Source organism: Winogradskyella sp., assembly GCF_013213835.1.
In the GTDB taxonomy this organism is placed as follows: Bacteria; Bacteroidota; Bacteroidia; order Flavobacteriales; family Flavobacteriaceae; genus Winogradskyella.
This window is the reverse complement of sequence record NZ_JABSSU010000005.1, coordinates 306,981-323,506: the sequence shown is the minus strand read 5'-3', so window position 1 is coordinate 323,506 and position 16,526 is coordinate 306,981. Positions and strand designations below refer to the sequence as shown.

Genomic DNA, 16,526 nt, shown 5'->3' with positions numbered 1-16,526 from the left:
TATTAGAAAAGCTTTTACGTCTAATTAAAATATGATAATAAAATTCAAAGATGAAAAGTAGTTTTAATGATATTATAAATTCAGAACGCACTGTTTTAGTAGACTTTTTTGCAACTTGGTGTGGGCCATGTCAAGCATTAATGCCTATACTTAAAAGTGTAAAAGAAGACCTTGGTGATGCTGTAAAGGTTGTGAAAATAGATATTGATAAAAACAATGCACTCGCCCTAAAGTATCAGGTCAGAAGTGTACCGACCATGTTACTTTTTGTAGATGGTAAATTAGTATGGCGTCAGTCTGGAGTTCTACAAAAGCAAGACATATTAAAGGTGTTGCAGACGTATTCAAGCACTAGTGTTTAGTTGATTTTAAACTCATAAACATTTCCGCCAGAGGTGCCTAAATATTCATCAGCAATCAGAAGTGTGCTGTCATTTTTAAAAATAACACTTTCCTTTTGTGATCCATAGGTGAATTTATAACGTTCCATCTTAGACTTAAAAAAGTCATTAGCATTTAAGTTTGAAAAAACGAGGACTGAATTTCCTGTTAGTAGCACCATTTTACTACCTGTGTTGTTAATATCTGCTGAGGTTACCCAGCATTCGTCATCATTGCATGTCGTGTAGGTGTCTATAAGTTTAGCTTTATGTTTTCCAGCTGTTGTTGGCAATGTGTAAAGGTGTGTCTTCCCTTTTTGTTTTTTTACTCTGCTCTTTGTGAAAAGAAATAATTCATTGTTGAAATGAAAAAAAGCTTCACAATCGTAATGGCGTTTGTTTTTTTTTGGTGGAAATTTCTTTTGTTCAGGATAACTAAATTTAATGACTTCAGGTTCAATTGTCTTTTTCTTAGAACTTAATTGCTCCTTAGAAATTTTCAAAATTCTTAGTGCTTTACTGTCATTATCGTTATTACCAAAATCACCTATGTAGAGATTACCATTCAGATCCATGGTTAAATCTTCCCAATCTCTATTTTTAGCCTTTATTTTTTTTGTTTTTATAATATCTCCATTATTATCAACACCATATAATACAGGTTTATTCCCACTATCATTTACCATCCAAATGACATTGTTACTTTTGTCCATTGCAATACCAGAAACTTCACTTAATGTTAATGGCAAATCTGCAACAACCTTAAGTTTTCCTGTTTGTGTTTGACAACTGCAAACAAGAAGCAAAAGAATAATTAGTCTATTGTAGGATATCATTGTATTTTAGAGTTAAAATATAAAATATTGATTGCGCACAAAGATATCATAATTATTGGTGGTGGAGCTGCAGGATTTTTTGCTGCTGTGAATATTGCTGAGCGACATCCAGATTTATCAGTTGCTATTTTGGAACGCGGTACAGAAGGACTACAAAAAGTAAAAATCTCTGGTGGCGGACGATGTAATGTGACGCATGCAGAATTTGTACCTTCAGAATTAGTTCAAAACTATCCAAGAGGAGAAAAAGAACTATTAGGACCATTTCATAAGTTTATGACAGGTGATACTATTGAATGGTTTGAAAAAAGAGGCGTGGAATTAAAAATAGAAGAAGATGGGCGCATGTTTCCAATATCTAATTCTTCGCAAACGATTATTGATTGTTTTTTATATGAGGCAAAAAAGCACAATGTAGAAGTATTATATAATCATTCTGTGAAATCTATTATTGAGAATAATGGTTTCAAACTAAACACATCTCAAGATTCGTTTACCTGTGATAAATTGGTAGTTGCGACAGGTAGCAATTCTAAAATCTGGAATTTACTCGAAACATTAGGACATAAAATTATAAAGCCAGTACCGTCACTATTTACATTTGATATTAAAGATGAGCGCATAAAAGATATTCCTGGTGTTGTAGCTAAAGATGTTGAAGTTAAAGTTATTGGTACGGATTTAGTTTCTGAAGGTCCATTACTTGTTACTCATGTTGGTATGAGCGCGCCAGCCATATTAAAACTCTCAGCATTTGGTGCTTTAGAGCTTGCAAAACGCAATTATAATTTTGAAATTGAAGTCAATTTCATACGAAGTGAATTTTCAGATTGTCTTGATGACTTAAAAGATATTAAACAAAGTTTAGCTAAGAAGTTGGTATTTAATACGGCTCAATATGATTTGCCAAAACGTCTATGGAAAAAGTTAGTTTTAGCTTCTTCCATTTCTGATGATACACGTTGGGCAGATATGAATAAAAAGCAATTAGAAGCTTTAGCAACGCAATTAACTAAAGCAGTTTTTCAAGTCACTAGTAAAAGCACCTTTAAAGAAGAATTTGTAACTGCTGGTGGAATTGACCTTAAAGAAGTTAACTTCAAAACTTTTGAAAGTAAGTTAGTCCCAAACATGTTTTTTGCAGGCGAAATTCTAAATATAGATGCAGTAACTGGTGGTTTTAATTTTCAGAATGCTTGGACTGGTGCATATATTGTGTCTCAATCAATAGTAATGTAATGAAAACATACATCGCATTATTAAGAGGAATTAATGTTGGTGGACATAGAAAAGTACCAATGGCTGAGTTAAGAAAGTTATTGGCAGATACTGGTTTTGAGAATGTAAAAACTTATATTCAAAGTGGTAATATTGTTTTTCAAACTAAAAAAGAAAATACCAAAGAATTAGAAATAATAATTTACGAAGCCATTATTGGTAAATTTGGTTTCGAGGTGTCTGTTATTGTCAAAACATGTTCTCAACTTCAAAAAATATTTAACGATTGTCCTTTTTCTAAACAGAAAAAAATAGAAAGTTATTTTGCAATGTTTTCTCAAATACCAGAAACTAACCTTGTGAAAGAAGCTTCTGAAAAAACTTATGAGAACGAAGAATATGAGATTATAAATGACTGTTTGTATCTCTATTGTGCCAATGGTTATGGCAAAGCAAAATTCAGTCTTAATTATTTTGAAAAAAAGCTAAATGTATCTGCAACATCAAGAAATTATAAAACTATGCTAAAACTCTTGTCATTATCACAAGATATAAAATACTAGGTAAAGCGTTTTAGTATTTATTATGACTGCAGAGATATAATATGTAAGAAATTACTATTCATATTATTAAATTCAAAGATCAAAACTTTAATTAAAATTTTCTTGACATAAGCATCAATACGAATACAAAACATGTTTAAATTAATAGTATCGTCTTTTCTTGTTGAAAGATTAATTAAAGGGATTTTTATGGTCTTTGCTCCCAAGGTTTTACAAATTCGACGCCATTCATTTCTGGTATCATACAATCCGTTATAATTGGGAAAATATTCTACGTTATTCGGAAAATAGTTGTAGTAGTCTATTTGCAAGTTCTTATCTTTAAATTTTATATATAGAATCCCTTTACTTAGATACCCTATTCTAATATTCAATTTAAATGTAGTCAAGCTTTTAAGTCATAGTTAAGAAATGAAATCCAACTATTTAGTAATTACCATAATTCTCTGTTTCATAAAGTTTAGTTTTTCTCAAAACAAAGAATATTCGGAAGCTCTTGAGTTAATAAACAAATTCGAAGAAGAGTTACTATTTTCAAACGAAAATGCAATGGCGATTGCTAATAAAATAGATAGTATCATTTTAATAAATCAAACACCTCGGTTTAAAGCCTTATCGCATTATCTAAAGGCTATAGAATATCTTAAAATTGAAAAAGACTCAGATTCTGCTGAAATATATGCGAGAAAATCTTATAATGAACATGTTAAATTAAACGATTCCTTATTTCAGTTCAGAGATATAAATCTTCTTTACAAATGTTTTAGCCTTGAAAATAAGCGAGATAGTGCATTCTATTATGCTACAAAAGAATTAGAGTTCTCAAAGTTAGTGCACAACCCTTTAAATAAAGTTAAAGCCAATTTAGATATGGGAGATGTATATTATCTGACTAGGCAACATGATAAGGTCAAATCATATAGAAATACGGCACTAGCGATTGCAAAAGAATACAATTTAGAAAAGGCTTTGTCTGACATCCATCTGAAAATTGCACAATCGCATTTGAAATTGAGCAAAGAGCGTACTCAAAAAGTAATTGATTCTGCATTATATCATGGAAAAAAGGCGTTGTACAATGCAAAAAAAGCCAATTATGATTATGGTATATATAAGTCTTCGGTAATTCTTTCAGATTTTTTAAATATGAATAACCAAAAGAAGCTTGCGCTAGATTTGATTGAAACCGTAATTGATCTTCCAAAGAGTAAAACACCTTCAAACTATGAATATACTGCTTCGTTCTATCATGCTGTAATTTTAAAAGATAATAAAAAATATGACCAAGCTAAAGATATAACACGTCAACTACTAGCATCGACTAATCCAGAAAATTATAGTCGTATTAAAAGTTTGAACTTTTTTCTAAGTGTACTTTATGCTCATAACCAGCAACCAGATAGTACTGATTTTGCCATAAAACAGGCAATAAGAGCCAATAATGCTCAAAGTGAATTACGTTTAAATCAAAGTATTGCAAAAATACAAACGCAATATGAAACTAAGGAAAAAGAGCAAGAAATTAAAGTTCTAGAGCAAAAGGAGAAAATCAATGAACTAGAGATCAACGACCTACAAAGACAGCGGCTAATATTAGGGTATTCACTACTTATTCCTATCTTAATTATAATTACTGGCGGATGGTATATGAATAGACGCCGATTAAAATTACGACTAGAGGCCGAACAAAAAGAACTCGCGGTAAAAATGAGTGAGCTTAAAGCACTTCGTTCTCAGATGAATCCGCATTTTATTTTTAATGCTATGAATTCTGTACAATCATTAATTATAAAGGACAAAAAGGATGAGGCTTATAACTACCTTACCAAATTATCTCAACTTATTAGAAAAACACTAACTACTAGTGATAAATCCATGGTATATCTTGATGATGAGTTAGACCAATTGGTTAATTATCTTGAGTTGGAAAAATTGCGTTTCGGAAAGGAATTTTTGTACCATATAAATATTGATGAAACTTTAGAAACTATAAAAATTCCATCGATGATAATTCAACCTTTTGTAGAAAATGCTATCAAGCATGGTTTATTGCATAAAGAAGGTGACAAACGATTAACTATTGACTTTCAATTAAAATCTGGAATACTACAGTGCCTTGTTGTAGATAATGGTATTGGTAGAGCGGCTTCAAACGAAATAAACAGCTTAAAGCCAGATTATCAAAAATCATTTTCAACAAGTGCTATACAAAAACGCTTAAAGCTCTATCAGCAGTACTTTGACCAACCCATCGGATTTGATTTTGAAGATTTATCCGTAGATGGAAAAGCCTCAGGAACACGTGTAACCATTTCAATACCTTTCGTAACAAATGACAACTAACTTAAAAGCAGTAATTGTTGACGATGAGCAAAGTGCCAGAGATAATCTGCAATATCTAATAGGCAAATATTGTGATACCATTACTGTTGTTGGTGAAGCAAACAAAGTTACTGTTGCTGTTGATACTATTAAAGATACCAAACCCGATATTGTATTCTTGGACATAGAAATGCCACAAAAAAACGGTTTCGAGCTCTTTGATTATTTTGACACACCAAACTTCCATGTCATATTTGTTACGGCTTACAACCATTATGCGGTAAAGGCTTTTGAAGTTTCTGCGGTAGATTATTTGTTAAAACCTATTGATGTTGAACGATTAAAAGAAGCTGAACAAAAAGTTCTAAAACAAACACAACGCAATCAAAATTTTGAGGTCTTAAAAGGAAACATATCGTCTTCAGAACTAAAACATATCGCCATACCTTACAAAACAGATAGCGTTGTTGTAAAATTAAATGATATTATTTGCATTCAGGCCAATAGAGTGTATTCAGAACTTACCGTTTTTAATGCTGAAAAAGAAACAGAAAAAAGCTATACCTACGCTAAAAAACTCATTTATTTTGAAGAGCACTTACCACAACAGGTATTTGTTAGAGTACATCGCTCGTGGATTATCAATCTTAATTTTATAGCATCATATTCAAAGAAAGACCATGTAATCACACTTAATAATCAGCAACAGATTCCAGTAAGCAAATCCTACAAATCTGTATTTGAAAACGTTTTTCTGTAGGTCATTACATTCGGAAATAAAAGCATCTTGTTCGGAAAACTTTTTTAATTGAAAGTATCCCGAATATTTTATTTGTAGTCAATTCAATCTCTTGAAAGACTATGAAAATACCTATTTATATAATCTTGTTATTAAGCTTACTATTAATGCCTAAAGAATCGGTAATGATCTCGGTAAATTTAAAAAAAGGTGAAATATATCGCACTACAATCATCAAAAAAAATACAAATTCCTTAACCAGGGGAATTACTAATCATGAAATTTTAAGAGTAAAAGAAACCTCTAACAACTATTTTTTAGTAGAGCTAGAAATTGAGAGAGTCGTTGTTAATACCAACAATAATGGCCAGCAAGTTAACTACGATTCTTCAAAGGATGAGTCGCAGATGAGTCCTTCAGAAAAAGGATTACATTCAAGATTTAAGCCTTCACTAAATACTGTAATTAGTGAGAACATCAACAAAATTGGTGTGTCTTCAAATAGAAAAAAAGTGAGTGGACCATTGAATGCGCAAATGGCATCTCAAAAAACAAATTTTATCCAACTTCCAGAACAACCAATATCAGTAGATTATGAATGGACACAAGACGTGAAAAACGGAAAAATAGAACTAACATATACCTATTTGGTTACCGAGATCACACCTGAAAAAGTATATCTGGAGTGTTTAGGTATCCCTAAAGGTGCTTTAAAAGGGACTGTTGAAGGCACTATTGAGTTAGATAGGAAGACTGGAATTCCTGTAAAGAAAGAATTGAAACTCGATTTAAACTTAAGCGGACAAGTGATACAAACTGAAGTTATAACCACCATTGAAAAATACTAATACATTCAAAATTAAAAATAGAATAATATGAAAAAGATAATTCTGATGTGCGTAATGCTACTGTTAACTAAAGTACATTCACAAGATGCAAAAAGCCAATCTGAACACATCAATTCATTAAAAACAGGAAAGTATCTGGCTTTTGATGTGAAGAAAAACAAAAAAGGCAACTACAACTACATTGACTTAAAAGGTGAGCACGAACTATTATCGGTTAATCCTGAACCTAATTTTTCAGAGCATTACTATTTTGAAATGAAAATTTATGGAACAGATTACAACTTTATACCAGATAATATGGCGTTTCCTATTACGTATGCTAAACTCTATTACGAAGGCAACGATAAGCTCAAAAAACAAGTGGGCTATGTGCCAAGAGAAATCAGAAAAGGTTCTACAAACAGAATTTGTGTACTAGACGGAATCGTTTTTGATTTAAGCACAAGCTTCAACGAAGATGACACTAGTACATTTGTGCCTTATCGCCTTTATGTCCATGAGGATTTTGGTAAGGACTTTAAAGCATCCGACAAAAAAAAGAAGAAAAAACTATCGCTAAAAGAGCGCATGGAACAGAGCATGATGAAAAAGTTGGCAAAGTCCAACCCAGAGATGCAAGCGACTTACAACATCATACAAAAGCTAGATGCTATGGATGCCGTTAATTTGGTCCAAGATTATCTTAAGTTAGCCATTGCCAAACAAAAAGTTGAAGAATCAAAATGGACGCAAAACACCAATAATACAAAACGACTAGAATTGGTTGAAGAACGCAGAGAACTCATGCTTAAGGCCATGAAAAAGTATAATGAAGACTTAATGGACACACCAGAGTGGCGACGTATACAAGAAAACAACAGACGTGCTAATTCTGCATCGGCTAAAAACAATGTGACTATAAAAAATGAAACAGGCAGAGATATTTATTTATACGCGGAAGGCTCAATGAATGGCAGTAGACTTAGTGCAGGAAGTAAAGGAAGTTTTAGCTGTAGTACAAGCTACTATTATGCATTTAATGGAAATTCAGGAACACGTGGTGGTAATGCGGGTCCTTTAGCCTATAGTGCTAATTCATCTTGTGGTGGAACAGTTTCAGTAAGGTAAAACTGTATATATCAATTAATATTTAAAAACCTAAATTATGAATTTAAAAGAAAAAACTTCGTTAATCTATGCAATGAATAAACTATTTGCCATTTTGTTATTTGGTGGTGCTTTGTTCATCTTTTCAATTAGTACGCTTAACGCGAAGAGCGATAACAAAACTTTTAACTTTCCAGACACACTTTCGCATACTGATACGAAATTAATACAAACCAGTGATGGGAAATATCAAATGGATTTACAAGTAGTTAAAGATTCAGAGGGAAAGTTTTTCTGGTTCGTACTTGTATGGGATACACAGACTGGAAAATCTAAACTATATAGCAAAAATAAAGATAAAGGAACTATTCCAGCACACAGTGGGTGGCAGTTACCAGCATCACCACTTTAGACATTTTTGAAATTTCATCTAAAAACAAATAGCCCTTTTAAGTTTAAAACGCTTTAAGGGTTATTTGTTTTTAGGGCTTTTAACCTTTGTGTTTTATAAAATTCACCTATCTATAAGATAAATCAGCATATTCTATTCGGAAAACAAATCATTTTGTTGGGAAAAGAAATAGTGTTCTTAAAGGCATATGTCATTTTTTTTGCGCCAAAATCAAAAAATATACTTTATGAAAACAAATCTACTATTAATCGCTTTTTTAACAGGGTACACCATGTTTGCTCAAATACCCTCAAATCCTGTTAGAGAATACTTATTTTCCAACAGTTCTCTGGTAAATACAGCACCCACTGGTAGCAATGGGGATTTAATAAATACAGGTAGTGGTAGCTCGTTTGTTAATGATAGGTTGAACAATTCAAACAGTGCTTTAAGTGTGAACAACACGGAGTTTTTTGGAGGGTCTATTACGGCGAACAACACGAATCCAATAAATGAATTTGGGATAAGTTTCTGGTATAAATTTGACCAAAATTTAGCAGCTGGAACTACTGAAAATATACTAAGATTAACTGCTGGTGGAACTAACAACTTTATTATAAGAAGAACAGGCAATGACATCATTGAACACAGAATGACAGCAGGTAGCGAAACTTCTGTTGGCACCATTCAAGATCCTGCTATACAATCAAATTCAAACTTTATACATTTGTATTTCAACGTTAGATTAGAAACCAATCAAAGAGAAATCGACACCTACATAAACGGTACTTTCGTAAACACCACTGTGAACAGTAGTGTGTCAACAGATCTGTTCTCAAGTAACATATTTCTTAATTTAGGAGTCATAAGTAATGGTGTAGGGCTTGAAGCTATCTTGGATGATATTAGAATTTACGACCGTAGCTTAACCACTAGTGAAATTCAACAACTTGCCAGTGAAGGTCTTAATACTTGTACAACATTCGTTAACATACCAGATGCTAATTTTAAAGCAATTCTAGTTGCAGACCCTAACATAAATACTGATGGAGATACTGAAATTTGCACAACAGAAGCTCAGGCATATACAGGTCCTATAGGTGTAAGTTTTAGTAATATAGCAGATTTAACAGGTATTGAAGCGTTTACTAATATTACTGCCTTGGAATGTTTCGGAAATCAAATAACTACTTTAGATGTAAGTAACAATGCGCAACTAACACGATTGTATTGCTATGATAATTTGCTAACCACTTTAACTGTAGGACAAAACACAATAATTGATAGAATTGAATGTGGAAATAATCAACTAGCAAGTTTAGATGTTAGTCAATGTCCATCTTTACTTCTTTTTACCTGTTCTTATAACCAGCTAATAAGTTTAAATGTAGCTAATGGAAATAATGGAAATATAGGTACTTTAGAGGCTAATAATAACCCAAATTTAAATTGTATACAGCACGATATCGGGTTTACACCGCCAACATATGATGGCATTTCAGGTTGGGCAAAAGATGCTACTGCTAATTGGAGTGATAATTGTTCGACTAGTAGCTGTACAACATTTGTGAATATACCAGATGCCAATTTCAAAGCTGCACTATTAGACCATGGTGTTGGCATAACTGGTTCAGGAATAAGTATAATTGACACGGATGGTGATGGTGAAATTTGCACAACAGAGGCTCAGGCTTACATGGGTAGAATTCAAGCAAGTTCTCTAAACATATCTGATCTCACAGGGATTGAGGCTTTTACAAATATTGACGTGTTAAACTGCTCTAATAATAACCTTTCGGTACTAGATGTGTCTAATAACATTTCTTTAACGCTTTTAGCCTGTGGATCAAATTCACTTGCAAATCTAGATGTATCTAATAATGTTTTATTAACTACTGTAGAATGTTCTGGTAATATGTTAACAAGCTTAGATTTTACAAATAATAGCCAGTTAATCGAAATGACATGTTTAAATAACTCACTTACAGATTTAAATCTTGCCAACAATAATAATGGAATTTTGTCATACATGAATGCGCAAAATAATCCTAACCTTGTCTGTATTAATCACGATAGTGGTTTTACACCGCCACCTTATGTTGTGATTAATTTTTTTGCATCAGGTTGGGCAAAAGATGCTACTGCTAATTGGAGTGATAACTGTTCCGCAAGTAGTTGTACAACATTTGTAAACATACCAGATGCCAACTTTAAAGCGGCGTTGTTAGATCATGGTGTTGGCATAACTGGTGCGGGAATTAGTGTGATTGATACCGATGGAGATGGCGAGATTTGTACCACAGAAGCTCAGGCTTATACAGGTACTATTGATGTTGAAAATCAAGCTATAATTAACCTAACAGGAATTGAAGCATTTACTAATTTAAATATTTTAAATTGTGGAATGAACCAGATGACTACTTTAGATATAAGTCAAAATATAGCTTTAACATCTGTAAGTTGTTTTTCAAATTTATTAAACAATTTAGATGTTTCTAATAACACTCTTTTGTCAGTACTTACTTGTGGTGATAATCTTTTAAATAACTTAGATGTTTCCAACAATATTAATTTAACAAACCTTGTGTGTTCATTCAACAATCTGAGTGATCTAGATATTTCAAGTAATACAGCCTTAACTCGTTTAACCATTAATAACAATCAGCTAACAAGTCTTAATGTTGCCAATACAAACAATAATAATGTAACTTTTATGGATGCACGATTTAATCCTAATCTAAGTTGTATTCAGCATGATGCCGGATTTAATCCAAATTCAAATATTAATTGGAGAAAAGATAACTCGGCAACTTGGAGTGATAATTGTGTTTCGGCGTGTATAGTAAATATACCTGATACTATTTTTAAGCAAGCACTTGTAGGCGACGCTGCTATAAACATCAATGGCGATACAGAGATACAATGTAGCGAGGCCAGTAATTTTAATGGGACAATTTTTGTTCAAGGTACCATTATAAATTTACCTATTGGCACTTTCTTTTCTGGTGTCTCAGATTTTACTGGTTTGGAGGCGTTTACTAGCTTAACGGGTCTGGATTTAAATATTCATCCAGCAACAAGCATTGACTTATCAGCTAATACACAGCTAACATCACTAGATATAGACAATACGAATGTATCGTCATTAAATTTAAGTACAAATACTTTGTTACTGGATATTGAGATGAGATTTAATAACGATTTAACGGCTTTGGATTTGAGCAATCAAGCTGTATTAGCTTCTTTAAATCTTCAAGGTAATGCACTATCGTCTGTTGTGCTTCCATCTAGTAGTAGCCTAAATTTCATAAATTTAAGAGACAATGATTTAACTAGCTTGGATGTTACAAATTTAAGTAGTCTCGAAATTCTTTTCATTAATGATAACCCAACATTGACAAGTGTTGATTTTTCTCAAAATAGTCTATTGGAAACTTTAGTTTTCAGTAATACAGGATTGTCCGTCGTAAATTTATCCAACAATACTAATTTGACCGATGTAAATGGTAACGATTGTGTGGTGTTAACGCAAGTTAACCTTCAAAATGGAAATAATACAAATATATCCGCCGGAAATATTGATTTTTTAAATTGTCCTAATCTAATCTGTGTGCAAGTAGATAATGTTAACTATGCGCAGACCAATTGGACCGATGTAGATAATACATCAATATTCAGCACTAATTGCAGTTTGTCTTTAGATGATTTGGACTTAAATAAAAATGTATCTATCTATCCAAACCCTGTTAGTAACGTTATTTATATTAAGTCTAATCAAGAGGTTACAACTGTAAATGTGTATTCCCTATTAGGTGAAAATGTGCTGAGTACTTCAAAAAAATCTCTTGAAGTTAACCGTCTAGAATCTGGTGTTTATATTATTCAGATTAAGACAGAATCAGGTCAAATAGCAATTAAGCGTTTCATTAAAAAATAGTTTTTTGATTAATTAGAATAGGTCATTGACGTGCTATACAATGGCCTATTTTTTCTACAGTTTTGATAATAGTTAAAATGAAAAGAAATATAATTATTCATCTTTTTATTAACTTATAAAATGCCCATTTGGTTATTAAGTTCTAGATATTTCTTATTATAGATTCACTTATCTTTGCAATTCTATTTAAAAAAGATAGACATGACAGCACAAGATTTTATTCTTAAATCATACAATACTAACATAGAAAAAGGTAGCGTAAAATGGTCTTCACCGAGTAATATAGCTTTGGTGAAATATTGGGGAAAAAAGGAACATCAAATTCCAGAAAATCCTTCCATTAGTTTTACGCTTTCAAATTGTAAAACCATTACTGAGTTAACTTACACTAAAAAAGAAGGTGACGATTTTAGTTTTGATGTCTATTTTGAAGGTGAAAAGAATGAAGCTTTTAAGCCAAAAATTCAAACCTTTTTTGAACGTATTGAACAGTATATGCCTTTCTTAAGAGATTATCATTTTAAGATTGATACCGAAAACACATTTCCACATAGTTCTGGTATTGCATCTTCAGCATCAGGAATGAGCGCTTTAGCTCTTTGTCTTATGAGTGTTGAAGAGGAATTAGGTGGCGATTATTCAAATGACTATTTTAATAAAAAAGCTTCCTTTTTAGCACGTTTAGGTTCTGGTAGTGCCTGCAGAAGTATAGAAGGCGAACTTGTGGTTTGGGGTGCAAATGAAAGTACTGAAAGTTCAGACTTATTCGGAATTCCTTTTGATGGTCAGGTACATGAGAATTTCAAAAACTACCAAGACACTATTTTATTAGTAGATAAAGGCGAAAAGCAAGTGAGCAGCACAGTAGGTCATAAATTAATGTATGGTCATCCTTTTGCTCAACAACGTTTTTCTCAGGCGCATGATAATTTAGCAAAGTTGAAAACTGTTTTAACGTCTGGTGATTTAGAGACTTTTGTTAAAATTGTAGAAAGTGAAGCACTGACACTTCATGCTATGATGATGACAAGTATGCCGTATTTCATCTTGATGAAACCGAATACTTTAGACATCATAAATCGAATTTGGAAGTATCGTGAAGAACACAAATCTAATGTATGTTTTACATTAGATGCAGGCGCAAATGTACACCTATTATATCCAGAAAGTGAACAAACTGCTATTCACGAATTTATTGAAACTGATTTAGCTAAATATTGTCAAAATGAGCATTTTATTCATGATTTTGCAGGAAAAGGATCACAATTAATCAAAAATTAACGATAGCTTAAGTATTGATTGTAAATCATATAGTGTTAAAATCCTTATATTTGCTTTAAGAATTGCCCATCATAAATGAAAGGACCACTTTTTTATTCTAAAATTCTACTCTTTGGTGAGTACGGCATCATCAAAGATTCAAAGGGTTTATCTATTCCTTATAACTTCTATAATGGAGCACTTAAGGTAGATGAAAATCCTTCTGAAGAAGCCATAAAATCAAACGAAAGTTTAAAGCGTTTTGTTACTTATCTAAGAGAATTAGATAAAGCGTTAGTGTCTTTTGATATTGAAACCTTGCAAAACGATGTTGATGCTGGTATGTATTTCGATTCTTCAATTCCACAAGGTTACGGTGTTGGAAGTAGTGGAGCTCTTGTGGCGGCCATCTATGATAAATATGCCACTGATAAGATTACAGTTTTAGAAAATCTTACTAGAGAAAAGCTTTTGAAGTTAAAGGCTATTTTCTCAGAAATGGAATCGTTCTTTCATGGTAAATCTTCGGGGTTAGATCCATTAAATAGCTATTTAAGTCTGCCGATACTTATCAACTCAAAAGATAATATTGAAGCAACAGGCATTCCTTCTCAAAAAACAGAAGGAAAAGGTGCTGTGTTCCTAATTGATAGCGGTATTGTTGGCGAAACAGCACCAATGGTAAGCATATTTATGGAAAACATGAAAAATGAAGGTTTCCGTAGTATGTTAAAAGACCAGTTTATTAAGTATACAGATGCATGTGTTGATGATTTCTTAAAGGGAGATGTAAAATCACTCTTCAGAAACACAAAATCTTTATCTAAAGTCGTCTTGAATAATTTTAAACCAATGATCCCTCAGCAGTTTCATGATTTATGGAAAAAAGGACTCGAAACTAATGACTACTATTTAAAATTATGTGGGTCTGGAGGTGGAGGCTACATCCTAGGTTTTACAGAAAATATTGATAAGGCAAAAGAAGCTTTAAAAGGTCAGAAATTAGAAGTTGTATATAACTTTTAACTTTAAAAATATTAATTCTAAACCTCACTTGTTTTTGTAACTAGTGGGGTTTTTTAATTCATAATTATGCTTACAAGACGGCAGAAACACATTCTTTTAAAATTTTTCAGTTTGTTTTCTGTGGTACGTGGTTATAATATACTCGTCGTTGCTTTAGCCCAGTATCTAGCTTCTGTTTATATTTTTGCACCAGATAAACCAATTAAAACGGTACTTTTCGATCTGAACTTATTAATGTTGGTTTTGGCATCTTCGGCCACAATTGCTGGTGGTTACATCATTAATAACTTCTATGATTCGGAAAAGGATTTGATCAATAAACCAAGAAAGACCATGTTAGATAGATTGGTAAGTCAAAACACAAAATTGTCTTTCTATTTTACTTTAAATTTTCTTGCGGTCATTTTTGCCAGTTATGTCTCATTTAAGACGGTTATATTTTATTCACTGTATATTTTCGGTATTTGGTTTTATAGTCATCGTTTAAAAAAGCAACCTATAACAGGAAATCTGATTTCAGCAATATTAACAGTTATACCATTTTTCGCCATATTTATTTATTATAAAAATTTCGAACTTGTCATTTTTGGTCATGCTATATTTCTGTTTCTACTCATTTCTATGCGTGAACTCACAAAAGATCTCGAAAATATTAGAGGTGATTTAGCATTAGACTACAGGACCGTTCCTGTTGTTTATGGTGAAAATACCTCTAAATTAATGCTGAAAATTTTGGTATTATTAACTATAGCTACTGCTATTGTACTTATTCTTTTTTTCAAGATTGGTCATATGTATATATTTTTCTTTTTGAGTATCGTTTTATTACTCTTCTTCTTTTTTATACTGTCCAAATCAAATGAGAAAACGCACTATTTGATATTACATAACATCTTAAAATTTATAATTGTAACTGGTGTATTTTCAATATTACTCATAGATATATCAGTCGTACTAAATAGAATATAATGGATACATCTTTAAAAATTGCAATGGCGCAAATTGCACCTGTTTGGTTAAACAAAGTAGATACTCTAAAAAAAGTAGAGCAAAGCATAAAGGATGCTGTTGCTCAGAATTGTGAGTTGATAGTGTTTGGTGAAGCCTTATTACCTGGTTATCCGTTTTGGTTGGCTTTAACTGGTGGTGCAGAATGGAATACTGAGACCAATAAGAAGCTTCATGCGCATTATGTAAATAACGCTATTTGTATTGAAAAAGGTGAGTTAGATAGTGTTTGTCAGTTAGCTAAAGCACATAAAATTGCAATTTATTTAGGAATTATAGAACGACCAGAAGATAGAGGCGGACATAGTATATACGCCACTTTAGTTTACATCAATACGGATGGCGAAATTAAATCTGTGCATAGAAAGTTAAGACCAACTTATGATGAGCGTTTAACATGGGCACCTGGCGATGGTAATGGATTAAAAGTGCATCCGTTAAAAGCATTTACAGTTGGTGGACTAAATTGCTGGGAAAACTGGATGCCATTACCAAGAACCGCTTTATATGGTCAAGGTGAAAATCTTCATATAGCAGTTTGGCCTGGAAGTGATCATAATACAAAGGACATTACACGTTTTATAGCAAGAGAATCACGTTCGTTTGTAGTGTCTGTATCTGCTTTAATGAGAAAAGCAGACTTTCCTAAAGACACACCTTTTTATGATGAGCTCATAAAAAATGCACCTGAAACTTTAACCAATGGTGGCAGCTGTATTGCTGGACCAGATGGTGAATGGATTGTTGAACCTGTATTACACAAAGAAGGTTTAATCATCCAAACTATAGACTTTAATCGTGTGCTAGAAGAGCGTCAAAATTTTGATGCTGTTGGGCATTATTCAAGACCAGATGTTACCAAGTTAACCGTAAATACAGAAAGACAAACTACTGTAGAAATTAAGTAGTTAG

14 protein-coding genes are annotated in these 16,526 nt (G+C 32.3%); 13 read left to right on the top strand and 1 reads right to left on the bottom strand.

Annotation, left to right across the window (positions count from 1 at the left end):
- The first annotated feature begins 50 nt into the window (after positions 1–50).
- The gene (gene trxA / locus HRU50_RS09905; RefSeq protein WP_296350740.1) at positions 51–362 is read left to right on the top strand and encodes a thioredoxin; all 312 of its coding nucleotides are present in this window, start codon (positions 51–53) and stop codon (positions 360–362) included.
- Here the strand turns inward: trxA and HRU50_RS09900 are convergent.
- Positions 359–1,216: a hypothetical protein gene (locus tag HRU50_RS09900; RefSeq protein WP_296350737.1), complete on the bottom strand. Its 858-nt coding sequence runs from the start codon at positions 1,214–1,216 to the stop codon at positions 359–361. The genes trxA and HRU50_RS09900 overlap by 4 nt on opposite strands.
- 30 nt (positions 1,217–1,246) lie before the next feature.
- Between HRU50_RS09900 and HRU50_RS09895 the strand changes: the two genes are divergently transcribed.
- The 12 genes from HRU50_RS09895 (at position 1,247) to HRU50_RS09840 (ending at position 16,522) form a co-directional block, all read left to right on the top strand.
- A complete protein-coding gene (locus HRU50_RS09895) occupies positions 1,247–2,455 on the top strand; it encodes an NAD(P)/FAD-dependent oxidoreductase (RefSeq protein ID WP_296350896.1) in 1,209 nt (402 codons plus the stop codon).
- Positions 2,455–2,997, top strand: a complete 543-nt coding sequence (locus tag HRU50_RS09890; RefSeq protein ID WP_296350735.1) for a DUF1697 domain-containing protein — start codon at positions 2,455–2,457, stop codon at positions 2,995–2,997. The genes HRU50_RS09895 and HRU50_RS09890 overlap by 1 nt, the downstream gene beginning before the upstream one ends.
- A gap of 411 nt (positions 2,998–3,408) precedes the next feature.
- On the top strand, positions 3,409–5,340 hold the full coding sequence (locus HRU50_RS09885; protein ID WP_296350733.1) for a histidine kinase: 1,932 nt from the start codon (positions 3,409–3,411) through the stop codon (positions 5,338–5,340).
- The gene (locus HRU50_RS09880) at positions 5,330–6,079 is read left to right on the top strand and encodes a response regulator (protein ID WP_296350731.1); all 750 of its coding nucleotides are present in this window, start codon (positions 5,330–5,332) and stop codon (positions 6,077–6,079) included. The genes HRU50_RS09885 and HRU50_RS09880 overlap by 11 nt, the downstream gene beginning before the upstream one ends.
- A gap of 146 nt (positions 6,080–6,225) precedes the next feature.
- A complete protein-coding gene (locus HRU50_RS09875; RefSeq protein WP_296350729.1) occupies positions 6,226–6,906 on the top strand; it encodes a hypothetical protein in 681 nt (226 codons plus the stop codon).
- A 27-nt stretch (positions 6,907–6,933) separates the two neighbouring features.
- Entirely contained in the window at positions 6,934–8,013 is a 1,080-nt protein-coding gene (locus HRU50_RS09870; RefSeq protein WP_296350726.1) for a hypothetical protein, read from the top strand.
- 37 nt (positions 8,014–8,050) lie between these two features.
- The gene (locus tag HRU50_RS09865) at positions 8,051–8,404 is read left to right on the top strand and encodes a hypothetical protein (protein WP_296350724.1); all 354 of its coding nucleotides are present in this window, start codon (positions 8,051–8,053) and stop codon (positions 8,402–8,404) included.
- A gap of 226 nt (positions 8,405–8,630) precedes the next feature.
- Positions 8,631–12,320 (top strand): T9SS type A sorting domain-containing protein, encoded by a 3,690-nt coding sequence (locus tag HRU50_RS09860; RefSeq protein ID WP_296350722.1) that lies wholly within the window; start codon positions 8,631–8,633, stop codon positions 12,318–12,320.
- Between the two features lie 201 nt (positions 12,321–12,521).
- The gene (gene mvaD, locus HRU50_RS09855) at positions 12,522–13,601 is read left to right on the top strand and encodes a diphosphomevalonate decarboxylase (protein ID WP_296350720.1); all 1,080 of its coding nucleotides are present in this window, start codon (positions 12,522–12,524) and stop codon (positions 13,599–13,601) included.
- Between the two features lie 75 nt (positions 13,602–13,676).
- Positions 13,677–14,606 carry a mevalonate kinase gene (locus tag HRU50_RS09850; protein WP_296350718.1) on the top strand — a complete coding sequence of 310 codons (930 nt, stop codon included), beginning with the start codon at positions 13,677–13,679 and terminating at the stop codon, positions 14,604–14,606.
- A 66-nt stretch (positions 14,607–14,672) separates the two neighbouring features.
- The gene (locus HRU50_RS09845; RefSeq protein WP_296350716.1) at positions 14,673–15,575 is read left to right on the top strand and encodes a geranylgeranylglycerol-phosphate geranylgeranyltransferase; all 903 of its coding nucleotides are present in this window, start codon (positions 14,673–14,675) and stop codon (positions 15,573–15,575) included.
- On the top strand, positions 15,575–16,522 hold the full coding sequence (locus HRU50_RS09840; RefSeq protein ID WP_296350713.1) for a carbon-nitrogen hydrolase family protein: 948 nt from the start codon (positions 15,575–15,577) through the stop codon (positions 16,520–16,522). The genes HRU50_RS09845 and HRU50_RS09840 overlap by 1 nt, the downstream gene beginning before the upstream one ends.
- Positions 16,523–16,526: the final 4 nt, after the last annotated feature.